Raw genomic sequence first — 14,723 nt, forward strand, 5'->3', positions numbered from 1 at the left:
CCCCATCCTACGGACTCGGGTGGGAGTCGCACCCGGCCCAGAGAACCGAACAACGGGCCCAGCCGTCGGCCACCCTGGGCCTTGGCCGGGAGGAGTACCGCAGCTTTCGAATACGTGACGGCTACCAGCTCGGAGAAGCGACCTGACGCCCGACCAGGTACGAGGGGCGGCCCCGGCAAAGCGCTCAGGCGGGGCTGGCGCGGGCAGCGGACGTCGGTCGTGTTGGACCGGGCTCGCACCACGATCGGCATCAATCCTCTTCCCACGGCTGTCGCGTGGAAAGACACCTCATGCGGCTAAGCCGTCAAGGGAGGCGCGCTAGGGTGTGCAATCCGGGGGGAAGAAGGGGGGGCGGTCGTGGGATCGCGTGTGTGTCGGATTGTGCGGTGGGCACTGGTAGTTGCCCTGGTCGGTTCGGTGTGCGATGTGCAAGATCGGGCAACGACCGTGGGCCGGGCGGCGGCCGAGGCGGAGCCGCCGATGTCAGCTGCGGCGCGGGGGTATCTGGATGCGGCGCTCGATCTACTCCAGCAGCATGCGCTGCGATCGGCGAGCATGGACTGGCCGGATCTGCGCCGGTGGGCACGGTGGCTGGCTTCCGGTGCTCAGCGGCCTGCCGATACCTACCCTGCCATCCAGGCCGTGTCGGCCCGCCTCGAGAAGCACACCAGCCTCCTGCTACCGGAGGAAGTTGCCGCCCATCACGTCGCGCCCTCCCCCGATATGACCGTGCCGACCGGACACGTCATCTCCGGTGACCTCGGTTTGCTGACGGTACCGAGCTTCACGATGGCCCAGCCGGTTGCCCAGACTCGCTATGTGCAGGCCGGGCTGGATGCGGTGCGCCGTATGGACGGCGCCGGGGTCTGCGGATGGCTGGTCGACCTGCGGGGCAACCCGGGCGGCAGCTACGGTCCGATGATCGGCGCGGTCGCGCCGGTGCTGGGAGACGGGCTGCTGGGGTCCTTCGTACGGCCGGATGGATCCACGGGGACGAGCTGGTCGCTCAAGAACGGTGTCTTCACCGAGTCGGACGGCAGCACGTCGACGTTCGCAACTGTCCCCTACCGGCTGAAGCATCCTGACGCGCCGATCGCGGTCCTGACCGACCGGTACACGGCGAGTGCGGCGGAGGCCACGCTGATCTCCTTCCGTGGCCGCCCGGACACCCGCAGCTTCGGGCAGCCGACGGCGGGATACCCGACCGGCAATGCCAGCTACACGTTGAGCGACGGCGCGGTCCTCGTCATCACCGTGCTCACCGAGGCCGACCGAACCGGCCACGTCTACGCACCCGACACCCCCATCCCCCCAGACGCCGCCGTTCCCCCAGGACCGTCGGGTGAGCACACCTCCGACGATCCAGTGCTTGGCCCGGCCGAAGCCTGGCTGCACAACCAACCTGCCTGCACCAGCTGAAACCGAGCAACGCGCCCAACGGACCGGACTGGACCGGGCTGGCACCACGATCGGCATCAATCCTCTTCCCACGGCTGTCGCGCGGAAAGCCTCGAAGCCGGGGACAACGGACGTTGTACGGATCATGGAAGTGCTGGCCGAGCAGGACGTCACCGTCGTGTTCAAGGCAGACGCCGAGCGGCTGCACGTGGTGGACGCTGGCCCGGATGGGCGAGGACCGGTTCGTGCTCTTCGGCGAGGACGAGTCGAGCGGCGTCAAGTGGCATGAGCCGCCCATCGACATGCTGGCCGGTGCCCCCCGACTGGCTCCCGCATCAGAAGCTCCGCGACCTGCTCGAAGGATATGAGCTGGGCTGCGTCTACTGGTACGAGAACGGGGCCTGGTCCCGCGCGCCGTACCCCGAGGATCTCGACGACGACGGTCTCGACTGTGGCATGAGCCGCTTCGCCGACAAGGAGGAGGTCCTGGGGATGCTTGACGACACCACGGCCGCCAGACGCAGCAGCGAGGCCCTCTTGAATCATGCCGAGCGGTACGGGCTGACGCCGGAGTTGTTGGAGCCCTCGGTCTCCGATTCCGGGGGCGAGCGCTGGGACCTACCCCGGCCATGATGCGCGCTCTCCAGCTCGCGGGGCCGGCGGGTCGGAGCATCACCGCCCGGGACCACCGCAAACGCGCCGATCCCACCGTGGTGCGGGTCATCGAGTAGACGCGTACGTCGATCCCGACCGGCTCTCCTTCATCCCAACCGTCCGCCTCGCACGACGCCAAGTCACCGCGCAGGCGGCCCTTTCCCCCTGATCGCCCGGCCACGGCCATCGCGGCCGGCATCAGCGAGACAGCCGAACGACTCCTGCCCGTCGGCCGCAGACGCTCCAACCCCCGCGTCGCCAAACGCAAGACGTCCAACTCCGGCGTCAAGCGCAGCGAACACCGACACTGGCCCCAACCCGCCCGCGAACCCACCGAAGCAGTCACCATCGTGCCGCACCACCGGACAGCCCCGATCAACCCTCCGATCAAACCTCCACGAACCCGGGACGCTCAAGTCAGCGGTACTGAAGCCGGTCTGACGGTTCGCCACTCAACGGCGCATCACCGGCCGCACCGTATTTCGCGCCGGCGCCGGCGTCCTCGGCACCTACGACTCGCCCGTGCCCGGCGGCACCGTCACGACCCGTCAGCCAGGGAACCCGAGCGGCCGACGGTGACGGCGACGGCGACGGCGACGGCGACGGCGACGGCGACGGCGACGGCGACGGCGAACCGTCACGGAGTTCTTGCGGGGCAGGCAGCCGGACGTCCCGTCAGGACGGAACCTGGGTGACGCGGGCGCGAGGCGGGTTCGTAGGGTGATGCCATGCCCGACGAAACCCCCGACACCTCCAGCAGCCCCTTGGCCGCCGAGTCCCCGCTGATCGGCAGCCTGCGCGCGGCCGTCGCCGCAGCGCCCCGGGACGTACCCCTGCGGCTGCACCTCGCCGAGCTGCTGCTCGACGCCGGGCACGGTGACGCGGCGGTGGCGGAGGCGGCCGTCGCGCTCAGCCACGCACCCGGGGACGCGCAGGCGCGGGCCCTGATGGCTCGGGCGATGGGCGGGCCGGCGCCCTCGGCTCCCGTCGAGCAGTCGGCGGTCCCCGTCGAGCAGCCAACAGCTCCGGTCCAGCAGGGCGGCAGATTCGACTGGGCGGCCGCCGAGCAGGAGGTCGGGGACGTCCTCCCGCCCCGGTTCGCCATGAGGCCCGACGCGAAGGAGGAACCGCTCGCCCTCGACGGCAGCGGGGACCCCGGGGACGCGAGCGCGTACGACGTGGATGCGCCCGACGACGCGGTGCGCCTCGCGGACGTCGGCGGGATGCAGGAGGTCAAGGACCGCCTGGAGGCCGCCTTCCTCGCGCCCATGCGCAACCCGGAACTGCGCAGGCTGTACGGCAAGAGCCTGCGCGGCGGCCTGCTCCTGTACGGGCCGCCCGGCTGCGGCAAGACGTTCATCGCCCGGGCCGTCGCCGGGGAACTCGGCGCGAGTTTCATCTCCGTATCGATCAGCGACGTGCTCGACATGTGGATCGGCAACTCCGAGCGCAACATGCACGAGGTGTTCGAGACCGCCCGCCGGAAGGCACCGTGCGTGGTCTTCCTCGACGAGCTGGACGCGCTCGGAGCCAAGCGCAGCCGCACCCAGCACAGCGGCATGCGCAACACCGTCAACCAGCTCCTGACCGAGCTGGACGGCGTCAGCGACGTCAACGACGGGGTGTTCGTGCTCGCCGCGACCAACGCCCCTTGGGACGTGGACATCGCACTGCGCCGCCCCGGCCGGCTCGACCGCACGCTGCTCGTGCTGCCGCCCGACAGCCCGGCCCGCGACGCGATCCTCCGCTACCACCTGCGGGAACGCCCCATCGAATCGGTCGACTTGGGCAAGCTCGTCAAGGCCACTGACGGCTTCTCCGGCGCCGACCTCGCGCACGTCTGCGAGAGCGCGGCGGAGTCGGCGCTGCTCGACTCCGCCCGCACCGGGACCGTACGCATGATCAACACGAAGGACCTGCTGGGCGCCGCGAAGGCGATCCGGCCGTCCACCGAGCCGTGGTATGCGGCCGCCCGCAACGTGGCGATGTTCGCCAACGAGGGCGGCACGTACGACGAGTTGCTCGCCTACCTGAAGAAGGCACGGGAGCTGTGACCGCACCACACCCGCTCGTCGAGCAGGCAGCCGCCCTGATGGAGCTCGACCGCTTCGACGAGGCCCGCACGTTGCTCGCCCGACGGCTCGCCGAGGACCCGACCGACGTACGCGGCTGGGTACGCCTCGCCCACTGCCACCTGTCGGTCGAGGAGTACGAGGAGGTTCTCACCGCCACCGGCGAAGCGCTGGCCCTCGCGCCGGAGGACTTCGACGCCCACTACGTACGCGCGTACGCGCTGCGGCGGCTCGTCCGGCCGGACGAGGCGCTGGCCGAGGCCCACGAGACGATCCGGATCGACCCGCAGAGATGGCAGGGTTTCGCGGCCCTCTCGGAGGCCCTGGGCGCGTGGCAGCCGCGCTGGCCCGAAGCGTTCGACGCGGCGACGACCGCCGTGCGGCTCGGCCCGGACTCGGTCGGTGCACACAGCGCGCTGTGGAAGGCCGCGCTGATGAACGGCCGCTCGGACGTGGTGCGGCAGGCAGTGCTCGAGATCCTGCGCATCGACCCGCAGAACGCCTGGGCGCTCGGCGAGCGGGCCGCCCACGTCGCGGCGGACGCCGCCGGGCCACCGCTGACCGGCGCGGGCGCCAGGCTGCCGGCTGCTGCCGACGCGTACGCCACCGCGCTCGCCGCCGACCCCCAGGCCCCCGGGCTGCGCAAGGGCCTGGACGGGGCGGTGTTCCGGATGCTGCGCGGCACCCGCTGGCTCGCGCTGCTCTGTGTGGTGATCGCAGCCCTCGCCGGACGGGTCTTCCCGACCGGCGACGACCCGACGGCCCTGCCGGGGCCGCTCGGCACCCGGCTCTACGCGCTCGTCCTGATGGCCGCCGTCTGGGGCTTCGGCGCCTGGCGCCGCTACCGGGGGATGCGTACCGGAGTACGGATGAGCCTGCGGTTGCTGGTCCGGCGGGTCGGCTGGGCGCGACTGATCGTCGGGCAGTCGGCGTGGTGCACGCTCACCGCCGTGGTCATCGTGACCGTGCCGTGGTCCGAACGGCTCGTCCCGCAGGTGCTGTTCTGGGTAGCGCTGGTGCCGACCCTGCTCACCGTGTGGTTCGAGCGCTCGGCGAACCGCTCCTGAGCGCGCAGCAGCGCGCCGAGGCGCCCTTCGAGGTCGGGCAGGGTACGAGCAGGCCGCCGCCACCCTGGGCGGCCTGCCGGGCATGAAAGGTCCACTGACCTCGCGTGCCTGCCGCCGTTCCGCGCCTGGGTGATCTGGAGATCGCGTTCACCACCAGGTTCTGCCTGGGCTCCGACACCAAGGGCGAACGAGCGCCGAGCGGGCACCCGCCTCGGCATCGATGGTGTCTGTCCTGCCGCGACGCCAGCGGCTGGCGTTGTCGGGATGGTTGACCTCGATCACCGTCCCACCGCGGGTGCGCTCGCCTCACCGCCCGCCACCCCCACCGAACAGCTCTGCGCCGGCGAGGGTGTTGTCCAGCACCGTGGCCGGCAGCCCGTCCCAGGTGATCCGGCGCGGTGCCTCGGCCAGCACAAGGACGCCTCCGCCGGGCAGCAGGGCCAGGTCGTGGTGGGCGGCAATGTCGGCCTGCCACAGCAGGGTGGAGTCGGGGCGAGCTTGAGCAGCGCGCGCAGCGGCACCATCGGGCGGGGAAGGGTTCGGTGTGCCCCTTGCACTTCGGCCGAGTGCAACGGACGTTGAAGGGCTTGGAGGTCACTCCGGGATGCGGGTCCACCGACTCCAGCCTGGAGGCCCGTAGTTCGAGGATGGCGGCGGCAGGGGCGGCAGCGGTCGCCCGCCCTGCGCTTCCAGCGCCGGTGGGCCTCCACGACCCACTCCTTCTCCCGTTTCGGCACCATGCCACAGTCGATGCAGGCCAGGGTCTGCATGTGCTCGCGGTGGAGGCGGTCAGCCTCCGCTCCGCGGGCGGCCTGGCGCTGGTCGTAGTGCGCCCGGTCCATCGGGTTGTCGAGAGCATCGGTCAGCGAGTGGCGGCCAGTACGGTTTGGCGGCGGTGCCGCCGACGCGGTCGGTGCCAAGAGCCGCAGCTGCCCGGGCGGTGCCGCCCACCTCTCCGCGCGCCGGGGGCGGGGCGCGTTGCCGGCGATGCCGGTGCGAGGGCCGGGCGCGGGCGCGTTTGCGCAGGCCAGTAAGGTCCAGGATGTGGAAAATCTGATCTTCACCATGTCCCGGCGGCAGCTCACCGGGTTCCTGGTCCGATACGGCGTGATCTTCGCCGTCATGGTCTCGATGCCGTTCATCGCCTCGCTGCACAAGCCGCTCACCGGGCTTGGGATGGCGGTGGGGATCCTCGCGCTCTCCACGGCCGCCGCCGCCGGCGGCCGGACCGTGGTGAGCCCCTCGGGGATCGAGGTCCGGCAGTTCTACGTCCGCCGCCGGCACTTCGCCTGGGAGCAGATCGCCGGGCTGCAGCCGCTGGAGAACCGGGGCAGCACGTTCATCCGGCTGCACCTGGTCGACGGCCGCCACCTCGCGCTGCCCTGTCCCTCGACCACCGCGCTCGCACCGCACCCCGGGTACCCCGCCGAGCGGGATCAGCTGCTCGCGTACTGGCACCGGCACGCGGTCCACCCCAACGCCTCGATAGGTCTAGACCAATAGAAGGCTCCGACTGGCTACCGCAGACGGATCGCCACGCTGCACGCGACCGCGTACGCAGCCACCTACGTGCTGCCGACACGGAGCTGCGACACCGCGGCCGCCACGGAGATCGGCGCATGGCTGGCGCCTGACCCGACCGGCCGTTCCGCCTGGGCCCCGGGAACCTGGTCGACACCGTGGGGTCGCGCAGAAGTGCCAGCACCGACCGACCCGGACGACGAGCCCGGTGGCAAGCGGAAAGGCCGGCACCACCGTGCGGTGGGCCGGCCTTTCGCGCGGCTGCCGGATAGTCAGCTCCGCTGAGCCTGAGTGGCGCTGGGATCCAGCTCAACGGTCAGCTTCAGCTGGGGCGCCAGGTCTGCGGGGGCCTCGAAGAGGCTGCAGATCATCTCAGCCGCACCGTTGAGTGGGCGTTTAGAGATTTCTATTCCTGTAAGCGGCTTTCGCCCCTGCCCGCCTTCGTGGAGATATGCACGACAAGAGAACAGTGTCCTTCCCTTGGCCGTGGACTTGACCGTCCGTCTCATCTGCTTCTGGGCTCTGAAGTCCGTCTGGTTTGAAGAAGTCGTAGAACCGCCCAAGTGGCAGCGGAAGCGGATCCTCCGCCACGTAGGATCATGTTGCGCCGCCGTCTCGCTCGCGACTACGAGACCCTGTCGGCGAGCTCCGAAGCCATGACCCACATCGCCTCGATCGACGACCTCACCAAGCGCATAACGGACGGGACCACACCAACCTGGCGAGGAACCTGCTAGGACATAAAGGGCAATCCGCTCACATCAAACGCCCTCTGAAACCACTCATGCCCGGCTTACTTGGATTCGACCCGTCCGAGCGGGTTGGGTCCGGCCGCCAGTGCGTCACGCGCTGCCTGCCAGGCGGAATCCCCAGGGTAGAGCTCGGTGCGGAGGTAGGCCCAGGTGAGCCGCTGGACCACAGCGACCCGCTCGGGGTTCTCGTCCGTGGTCTCGGCGACGTCGTATCCGGAGACCCCGCCGAGCCCGTGCTCTGCGTCGAACAGGGTGAGCAGGGACTTGGGGCCCGGGGAGAGGACGTACGGATCGGTGTGCCAGTCCGCGCCCCGAACCGTGAGGTGGGCAGAGGTGTCCTTGTCACCGGCGACCACGAGCGCGGGCGTCGTCATCTCGGAGAAGTCCGTGGTCAAGAAGAAGGAAAGATTCTCGGCTGCGGACTCGGTGAGGGCATCGCCGCCTCTGCCGGGCGCGGCGAGCAGCACACCCGCCTTGATCCGGGGCTCGGCCAGGTTCACTTCCGTTCCGTCATGGGGATCGGTGAGCCGGGCGCCCAGCAGCAGGCTCGCAGTGTGCCCGCCCATCGAGTGCCCGGCTACGGCGACCTTGCTTCGGTCCAGGCGCCCGAGGAGCTGCGGGACGGCGGCCTCTATCGCGTCGAGCCGGTCGAGGATGCGCTTCATGTCCTCGGCCCGTGATCGCCAGTACAGAGGCGCCCCGGGGGTGTCGGGGTCCAGGCTCAGCGTCGTCGAGCTCAGATGGGTGGGCTGGATCACGACGAAGCCGTGTGCCGCCCAGAAGTTGGCGAGGGGGGCGTAGCCGTTCAGCGAGGAGAGGTTGTTCGAGTAGCCCTGACCGTGCGAGAGGAGGATGACCGGCAGATCGCTCCCGGTCACGGGCGCGGAGACTCGCACCTCCAGGTCCACGGCTCGGCCGGGAGCCGACAGCACTACCGGGCTGACCGAGAGGACGGGAGTGGGCGAGCCGAAGGTGTCGGCTGGGTGAGTCGACTCACTCATGATGCGTATTTCCCTTCGATGGCCTCTGCCGCCGGTCTCATTCGGCCGGCGGCGGGCGAGGCGGTCGGGAGCGTCCGGCTTCGGTTACGATTAAAGCGGAGCACTGTTCCGATTAACATACGGAGCAGTGTTCCGCTTTGTCAACGACCGTCGGAAGGAGAGCGTGGTGCCCACTACAAGCCCCTCCGGGGAGGTGCCGGCCCGAAGCAAGCGGGCCGACGCGCTGCGCAACCAGCAGACGCTGCTTGCCGCCGCCGCCGCGGTGTTCGTCACCTCCGGCATCGACGCACCGATCCGTGAGATCGCGGCCAGGGCGGGCGTCGGGATGGGGACGATCTACCGCCACTTCCCGACTCGGGCGGATCTCGTCGTCGCGGTCTACCGCCACCAGGTCGAGGCATGCGCCGAGGCCGGCCCGAGCCTGCTGGCCAGTGCCGACTCTCCGCTCGCAGCACTCCGTCAGTGGGTCGACCTCTTCGTAGATTTCCTGGTCACGAAGCACGGACTCGCCAACGCGCTGCAATCGGACAGCAGCGGCTTCGAGGCCCTGCACACCTACTTCCTCGACCGCTTGGTGCCCGCCTGCGCGCAGTTGCTCGACGCCGCAGTCAGCGCCGGCGAAATCAGCCCCGGCACACACGCCTACGAACTGATGCGCGGCATCGGCAACCTCTGCATCGGACGTGACAGCGACCCGCGCTACGACCCCCGCCGACTGGTCGAACTTCTCCTCCAGGGACTGCGGCGACCGCAGTCGTCCTGACGTCGACGACACTCGATGGCCCCGCCGAGCCCGAGCCCGGCCTGACCGTGCGCGAGGCGGTGCGGGTGGCTCGGCGCAGCGCGGTTGAGCGGACGGTCGATCCCGAGGATTTCGTCGGCCTGCCCGGTCTCGTCGGCGACGGGGAGCCATCGGCACAGGTACGGGACGTGCTTGCGCGGGTGCCGGTGCATCATCGCGCCGTGCTGGTCCTGCGCGAGCTCGAGGAGCTTGATGAACGAAGTGCGGCCGAGATCCTGGGCACCGCGCCGGGAACGGTCAAGTCCCGGCTGCACCGCGCCCGTTCGGCCTTCCGGAAGGCGTGGCAGCAATGAGTATTGACGCCGTGACCCGGCTGCGACTCCTGGCCGCTGGCCTGCACACCACGATGTACGCGGAGGAGCGCCTGGAGCCGTCGTACGACAAGGTGTGGGCGGTCGCCTCGGATCTGGCAGGCGAACTGCCGTACCTGGTACCCCTGTTGCGCGAGTTCCGCATTCCTCCCGGCAACGCCGATCGCAAAGGCGCTCTGGCGATGGGCCCGTTGGGCTGCCGCAGCGCCTTCGAGGTGCGACTGGCTCCCGGGTGGTGCCTGATGCGGTCGCGGCTCGTGGTGGGGGGTATGGCGGCCGTGCCGGAGGGTGACGGCACGCGCTTCGCCATGCTCGGCGCGGCGCGTCCCGCCGCCCTGCGGCCGGTTCAGTGGGCGTACGCTCGCCGCGCCCGCCACGGGCGGACCTTCGTCCGGAAGGTCGCGGAGCGGGCAGCCTTGCGCTCGTAGCCTCTCAACTGCCCGTCGCGAACAGCTCGTTCATCGCCTCAGCGACCACGTGGGGACTCTCCTGAGGCAGGAAGTGGCCGACGCCCGGCACGATCCGTACGGTGAGGTCGCCTGCGTGGCTCTCGCCTCCGGCCAGCATGGATGGCGGGATCACGTTGTCCCGCTCGCCGCCCAGCAGCAGGGTCGGGACGGTCAGCCGCTGCCCGCGCCATGTGCCGCGCAGCAGCGCGGGGATCTCGCGGACCACGTACTGCCAGAACATGGCCTGCCCGGCATGCGCGCCGGCCTGGGCCGCGGCGCTGAACTCCGCGAGCTCGCCGGCTTGCCAGACCGACGGTTCGGCGACCTGGTGCCGCAGCAGGAAGCGGCTGAACGCCGGCGCGCGGGCCAGTGTCCGGCAGCTCCGGTGCCGGCGCCGTCCGGCTTCGGGCCTCCGGCTTACAGAGAGGGGCTTTCCAGGACGAGGCGGATCTCCGTCACCTCGTACCCGGCGCGGTCGAAGGCGGCGGCCATCGGGACATTGACGGTGTCCGTGGTCGCGGTGACGCGCTCGGCACCCGCCGCCGCGTGGAAGCGGGTGATCTCGGCCAGGATCTCGTCGATCAGGCCCCGGCCGCGCTGTTCCGGTACGACACCCAGGTATCCCACATTGCGGTGATAGGGCGTCGCCGAGGGGATGGCCATCCCAGCCAGAGTGCCGTCCGGGAGATGGGCCAGACGCCACCACGAGCGCTCGCCGGGGCAGCCGAAGTAGAAGTCGAAGTCCTCGCGGGCCAGCTGCTCGGCATCCATCGTGCGCAGCTCGTTCTGCGTCGCCAGATCGAGGCTGCCGTGGGACAGACGCACGAAGGCGTCCAGGAACTCCTCGTCGGTGCCCTCCCGGAAGACCAGCCGCCCGGTGGGCTCGGCGGCCCCGGCCTGCGGGGTCCACTCGTAGCGCAGCCGCTCGATCTCGCGCGTCAGGCCGGTCTTGTGCGCGGCCTCCTGACGCCAGGCGACCGCCTCGGCCAGGGCCGGCTCGGCGCGCCACCCGCGCGGCAGCGAGATGTTGTAGCCCGGGAGGTTCCCGAAGGAGGCGTGGCCGGCTGCGAGCAGCCCGGCGGCCACGCCGGCCGGGTCGGCCACGCCCGCCCGGACCTGGAGGCAGTCGAGCGCGATGGGCTGCGCGCTGTCGGCGCGGCCCCACCACAGGGCGCGGGCAAGGATTTCGCCGTCTTCATCCTCGGCGAACCAGGTCCACGCAGGGCGCATCCGGTTCTCGGCGAACTCCTCACGGATCTTCTCAGCGGTCAGGGCGGGGACGGGACCGTCGACCGGGTAGGCGGCCGCGCGGTCGAGGTCCGAGGGGTCTGCGGTGGCAGAACGGAAGATCATCCGGCGATGATCACACAGGGCGAGCCACACTCCCCAACCAACCAGCAAACCCGCAGCCCACAAACGAGATCAACTAACGAACCACCGTCTTGCCCAGCTCGATCACCAACACTGGACCACCCATGGCGGGAGCCTGGGTATGCCGTCGCCGTCGCAGATACAGGTGGTGCTTGCTGCCCGGCTTGCCGCGATCGACCGGCGACGGCACGCCGTTCCTCGGCGGCAGCCTCACGTGCCTCGAGCCGTACTGCCCCTCCTTCCTCACACTTCGTCTGCGCGGTCCGCCGGCGGCGGTCGGCCACACTGATCCACACTGCGGTGAGCGTGCTGAGGATACCCACACAGGCCGTAATCGTCTCGATCACCCGACCAGCCGTGCGGGGCTCGGCACGGCATCGGACGTGGCGCCCCGGATCGGGAGTGGCGCCCAACGTACCTCAGCCGGCAGGCAGCTCCGAGGAATGGTGGTTGATGATGAGCCAGGTGCCTCCGCGCAGCTCGTAAACGAAGGTGTAGCGAGCGTTGACCTTGGTTTTGCTGCCGTCTTGGTTGGTCAGCGTGAACTGGTAGAGGCCCGTGTCGACGGCATTGGTGCGGTCCAGGATGTCGATGAACCGCTCCTGGATCCTGCCGACGGGTTTGCTTTCCAGGAAGTGCTTGAAGTAGTCGACTATCCCGGCCCGGTCGGTACGGATTTCGGCGGAGACGGTTGGTAGCAGCACGGCATCGGGGGCGTACAGGTCCGCAACACGGTTCGCGTCGCCGGTGGCCAGGGCCGCGTTCCACCGGTCGAACAAGGCTGCGATCTGTCCCTCGGTTGGCGGCTGGGCGGTAGTACTTGTGACAGCACTGTCCGTGCTGGGGAGCTGGGTGTGTGTTCCGGTCGCGTAGGTCGCTCCGGTTCCGGTGAACACAAGGGCGGCGGCGAGAGCGGCCCCGGCGAGGTATTTGCGCCTCATCGAGCACCTCCTGCGTGGTCGATGTTCAAGGCGGACGTACAACCAGCCTCACCCGGCGCAGGCGATTCGGCACGCGGACAGCTTCGCGGCCGGGGGGAGCGAGTATCGGCTCCGCAGCTGCCGGGCGATCCGCTTGCCGTACGGGGCTCGGCCGTGGGGGGTGTGTGAAGGCCGACCCACCCAGCCCGCTACTGGGCCTGCGGCCCGGTAGCCAGCGCGGCAACGACCCGCCCGCGCCAGGGCTGTTCTCCGTTCGGCCCCTGGTCCAGCTCCCGGCTCTCCCGCAGAACGTCGGCCACCATCTCATCGTCCAGCAGGGCCAGGACCAGCTCCGCCTTCCACAGCACCTGGCATGCGGCACGCACCAGCAGAACCGCCGCTTCCCTCCTGGCTGCGGGGTCGTCAGGCCGGCAGGTCATCAGCCGCCATGCCTGATTGCCCCAGGAGTGCTCGGGCGCGGTGATCGGCAGGATCGAACAGGGATCAGGGGGGACGTCGTTCACCATCCCGGCAGCCTTCCACTCTCTCCCACGCACCTGCTCGCGCAACGCCCAACCGGCCGCAGAGTTCATCCACCGGCGTCACCACTGCTGACGACGACCAGAGCGGCTCGCTCGGACAGCGCCCTGCCGCGCCGGCCGGCCCCGAAGCCGGATCGGCGGCGGCTACGCCCCAGGTGGCCGGTATCGACCCGCTCAGCCTGCAACCCGTCACCGGGCCGGCTACGGACGGCGCGGGCTCACACGTCGTGGGGGCGGTCCAGCTGAGCACCGGCCTCGACGGCTGACGCGGTCCACTCCCGTCGGTGGGCATCGAGCGCCTTGGCGAGCACCTTCGCCCGGAACGGGTTCGCCTCGTTCAGCGCTCCGCAACCTCAACCGCCTCCTCCAGCAGTGCCAACCGCGCCTCCGGCAACCCCCAACACGGGCGAGCGGCCAGCCTCAACCAGCACATGCGCGAGCTCGGACCCGTACACCGCCGGGCTGACCTGCGTCAGCAGTCGGTGCACCCGCAACACGTCCGGTCCGCGCAACACCCGCCTGTCGGTGCTGAGAAGCGGCATCCTCGCCCGCAGTACCGCATCCTTATCCACCGTTCCCCCTTCATCGCAGCACTCCCCCACCGCCGGCGGCGGGGCAGCACGACCTACGCACCGGCACCTGAGGACAGGCGCCAGTACCTGGCCGTCCATCCTCGATCAGTGACTGGCGTGACGACAACGGCACACTCGCCTCCCGGAAGTGCTCGCGCCGGCAAGCAGGGAGTACGGGCTCGACCTGATGAACCGGGTGGAGGCCGACCAACGCTGGGGCACGCCTTTCGGCGCACCGGAGGGGATCTCTGTGCACGTGAAGAACGGCTGGCTGCCTCGGGCGACCCACGGCTGGCGGGTCCACAGCATCGGTGTCTTCACCAACGAGAGCAAGGACTACCGGATGGCCGTCCTCACCGAGGACAACCCCACCGAGTCGTACGGGATCAGCACGATCCAGCGAATCGCATGGGCGGTGCACCACGATCTCGACAGCGACACTGCCACGTCCGGCGACTTGGACCCCCAGGCTCCCGAACTCCCCGACGACTCGGCCCCGTTCGGCTACGTCACCACGGGATGAGCAGCAGCGGTGCCGCCAAGGCACGGCACCCTCCGGGCATCGGCCGCGGCTGACCAACTGCTTCACAGGCGAACGGGCTCCGAGCGTGATCGCCCGCCGGCGCGGGGACGAGGACCGCCCGCTCGGCTTCGTCCCCGAGGTCCAGCACCGCTTCACCGAGGGCCCGGTCGGCGCCGTCATCCCGACGGCCTGCCGCGCTGCGCTGCACCACCAGCGGCGGGCCGCAGACGGGTCCGTCTGCGGGCGTTCACCGAGGTGGATACCGCCCTACCACTGATCCCCCGTACCGCATGGCAATTCCCCGGGCAGACCCCTCTCATGGGCGAACTGGGCCCGGGCACAGGGTACGACACGCCCGGGACGGGGCAACCTGGTGCCAGCACCACCCCGGCGGCGGAGCGAGAGCCCTGTCCGGACACTTCCCACCGGTGTGCGAGATGCGTGGAATATCCGGAAGGAAGGCACTGGATCAGCTACAGAGCAGCACTGTTGAGGTTTCCTCGGAAACCTCCTGAAAACCGGTTGTGCTGCTTCCGGCTCAGCCCGCCGCACACCCGTCGCACCAGGTCCGCGAGGACCGGCGCGGGCACCGGGCCGCGTGCGAAACGCAGCCCCCGAGCCGCCGGAGCCGGCCCCCGCCCGTCCTTCCGTACTCTTTCGACCGTTTGAGGATGCTGATGCTTCGTGCTGGATCGTCACCCGGAGGCCGGCGCTCCGCTCCTGTTCTCGTGTGGCTCCTGCCCACGGTGGTGATGGCGGCCGCCGCTG

15 protein-coding genes and 1 pseudogene are annotated in these 14,723 nt (G+C 70.2%); 11 read left to right on the forward strand and 5 right to left on the reverse strand.

Going from position 1 to position 14,723, the window contains the following annotated elements; genetic code table 11:
- The first annotated feature begins 642 nt into the window (after nt 1-642).
- From P3T39_RS33295 to P3T39_RS33320, 6 genes and pseudogenes are all read left to right on the forward strand, one after another.
- Nucleotides 643-1,419 (forward strand): S41 family peptidase, encoded by a 777-nt coding sequence (locus P3T39_RS33295; protein ID WP_280703002.1) that lies wholly within the window; start codon nt 643-645, stop codon nt 1,417-1,419.
- Nucleotides 1,420-1,710: 291 nt separating this feature from the next.
- Nucleotides 1,711-2,031, forward strand: coding sequence for a hypothetical protein (locus P3T39_RS33300; RefSeq protein WP_280703003.1), 321 nt, complete (start codon nt 1,711-1,713; stop codon nt 2,029-2,031).
- Nucleotides 2,032-2,780: 749 nt separating this feature from the next.
- Nucleotides 2,781-4,106 carry an ATP-binding protein gene (locus P3T39_RS33305; protein WP_280703004.1) on the forward strand — a complete coding sequence of 442 codons (1,326 nt, stop codon included), beginning with the start codon at nt 2,781-2,783 and terminating at the stop codon, nt 4,104-4,106.
- Nucleotides 4,103-5,191 carry a tetratricopeptide repeat protein gene (locus P3T39_RS33310; protein ID WP_280703005.1) on the forward strand — a complete coding sequence of 363 codons (1,089 nt, stop codon included), beginning with the start codon at nt 4,103-4,105 and terminating at the stop codon, nt 5,189-5,191. The genes P3T39_RS33305 and P3T39_RS33310 overlap by 4 nt, the downstream gene beginning before the upstream one ends.
- A gap of 1,044 nt (nt 5,192-6,235) precedes the next feature.
- Nucleotides 6,236-6,694: a PH domain-containing protein gene (locus tag P3T39_RS33315; protein ID WP_280703006.1), complete on the forward strand. Its 459-nt coding sequence runs from the start codon at nt 6,236-6,238 to the stop codon at nt 6,692-6,694.
- Nucleotides 6,695-7,308: 614 nt separating this feature from the next.
- A pseudogene (locus P3T39_RS33320) lies at nt 7,309-7,449 on the forward strand (IS5/IS1182 family transposase); the annotation flags it as partial.
- A 56-nt stretch (nt 7,450-7,505) separates the two neighbouring features.
- Here the strand turns inward: P3T39_RS33320 and P3T39_RS33325 are convergent.
- Nucleotides 7,506-8,465 (reverse strand): chlorophyllase, encoded by a 960-nt coding sequence (locus tag P3T39_RS33325; RefSeq protein ID WP_280703007.1) that lies wholly within the window; start codon nt 8,463-8,465, stop codon nt 7,506-7,508.
- 166 nt (nt 8,466-8,631) lie between these two features.
- On the opposite strand from P3T39_RS33325, the gene P3T39_RS33330 reads away from it, so the two are divergent.
- From P3T39_RS33330 to P3T39_RS33340, 3 genes are read left to right on the forward strand one after another with little or no spacing between them, the layout of a single operon-like run.
- Nucleotides 8,632-9,228, forward strand: coding sequence for a TetR/AcrR family transcriptional regulator (locus tag P3T39_RS33330; RefSeq protein ID WP_280703008.1), 597 nt, complete (start codon nt 8,632-8,634; stop codon nt 9,226-9,228).
- 47 nt (nt 9,229-9,275) lie between these two features.
- The gene (locus tag P3T39_RS33335) at nt 9,276-9,560 is read left to right on the forward strand and encodes a sigma factor-like helix-turn-helix DNA-binding protein (protein WP_280703009.1); all 285 of its coding nucleotides are present in this window, start codon (nt 9,276-9,278) and stop codon (nt 9,558-9,560) included.
- Nucleotides 9,557-10,006 carry a hypothetical protein gene (locus P3T39_RS33340; protein WP_280703010.1) on the forward strand — a complete coding sequence of 150 codons (450 nt, stop codon included), beginning with the start codon at nt 9,557-9,559 and terminating at the stop codon, nt 10,004-10,006. The genes P3T39_RS33335 and P3T39_RS33340 overlap by 4 nt, the downstream gene beginning before the upstream one ends.
- A gap of 4 nt (nt 10,007-10,010) precedes the next feature.
- Here the strand turns inward: P3T39_RS33340 and P3T39_RS33345 are convergent, their stop codons facing one another.
- From P3T39_RS33345 to P3T39_RS33360, 4 genes are all read right to left on the reverse strand, one after another.
- Nucleotides 10,011-10,268: an alpha/beta hydrolase gene (locus tag P3T39_RS33345; protein WP_280703011.1), complete on the reverse strand. Its 258-nt coding sequence runs from the start codon at nt 10,266-10,268 to the stop codon at nt 10,011-10,013.
- A gap of 176 nt (nt 10,269-10,444) precedes the next feature.
- Complete coding sequence (locus tag P3T39_RS33350) at nt 10,445-11,380, reverse strand: GNAT family N-acetyltransferase (RefSeq protein WP_280703012.1); 936 nt, start codon at nt 11,378-11,380, stop codon at nt 10,445-10,447.
- A gap of 437 nt (nt 11,381-11,817) precedes the next feature.
- Nucleotides 11,818-12,294, reverse strand: a complete 477-nt coding sequence (locus P3T39_RS33355; RefSeq protein ID WP_280703013.1) for an SgcJ/EcaC family oxidoreductase — start codon at nt 12,292-12,294, stop codon at nt 11,818-11,820.
- A 233-nt stretch (nt 12,295-12,527) separates the two neighbouring features.
- Nucleotides 12,528-12,845, reverse strand: a complete 318-nt coding sequence (locus P3T39_RS33360; protein ID WP_280703014.1) for a hypothetical protein — start codon at nt 12,843-12,845, stop codon at nt 12,528-12,530.
- Between the two features lie 735 nt (nt 12,846-13,580).
- Between P3T39_RS33360 and P3T39_RS33365 the strand changes: the two genes are divergently transcribed.
- Both P3T39_RS33365 and P3T39_RS33370 read left to right on the forward strand, forming a co-directional pair.
- Complete coding sequence (locus tag P3T39_RS33365; protein WP_280703015.1) at nt 13,581-13,955, forward strand: hypothetical protein; 375 nt, start codon at nt 13,581-13,583, stop codon at nt 13,953-13,955.
- Nucleotides 13,956-14,040: 85 nt separating this feature from the next.
- Nucleotides 14,041-14,232 (forward strand): hypothetical protein, encoded by a 192-nt coding sequence (locus tag P3T39_RS33370; protein WP_280703016.1) that lies wholly within the window; start codon nt 14,041-14,043, stop codon nt 14,230-14,232.
- Nucleotides 14,233-14,723 lie beyond the last annotated feature (491 nt).

It is taken from the genome of Kitasatospora sp. GP82, assembly GCF_029892105.1.
Classification (GTDB): Bacteria; Actinomycetota; Actinomycetes; order Streptomycetales; family Streptomycetaceae; genus Kitasatospora.

Coding starts and splice junctions, on each gene's coding strand:
- P3T39_RS33305 (WP_280703004.1), top strand. CDS start 2,781: ATGCCCGACGAAACCCCCGACACCTCCAGCAGCCCCTTGGCCGCCGAG.
- P3T39_RS33325 (WP_280703007.1), bottom strand. CDS start 8,465: ATGAGTGAGTCGACTCACCCAGCCGACACCTTCGGCTCGCCCACTCCC.
- P3T39_RS33340 (WP_280703010.1), top strand. CDS start 9,557: ATGAGTATTGACGCCGTGACCCGGCTGCGACTCCTGGCCGCTGGCCTG.
- P3T39_RS33345 (WP_280703011.1), bottom strand. CDS start 10,268: ATGTTCTGGCAGTACGTGGTCCGCGAGATCCCCGCGCTGCTGCGCGGC.
- P3T39_RS33350 (WP_280703012.1), bottom strand. CDS start 11,380: ATGATCTTCCGTTCTGCCACCGCAGACCCCTCGGACCTCGACCGCGCG.
- P3T39_RS33360 (WP_280703014.1), bottom strand. CDS start 12,845: ATGGTGAACGACGTCCCCCCTGATCCCTGTTCGATCCTGCCGATCACC.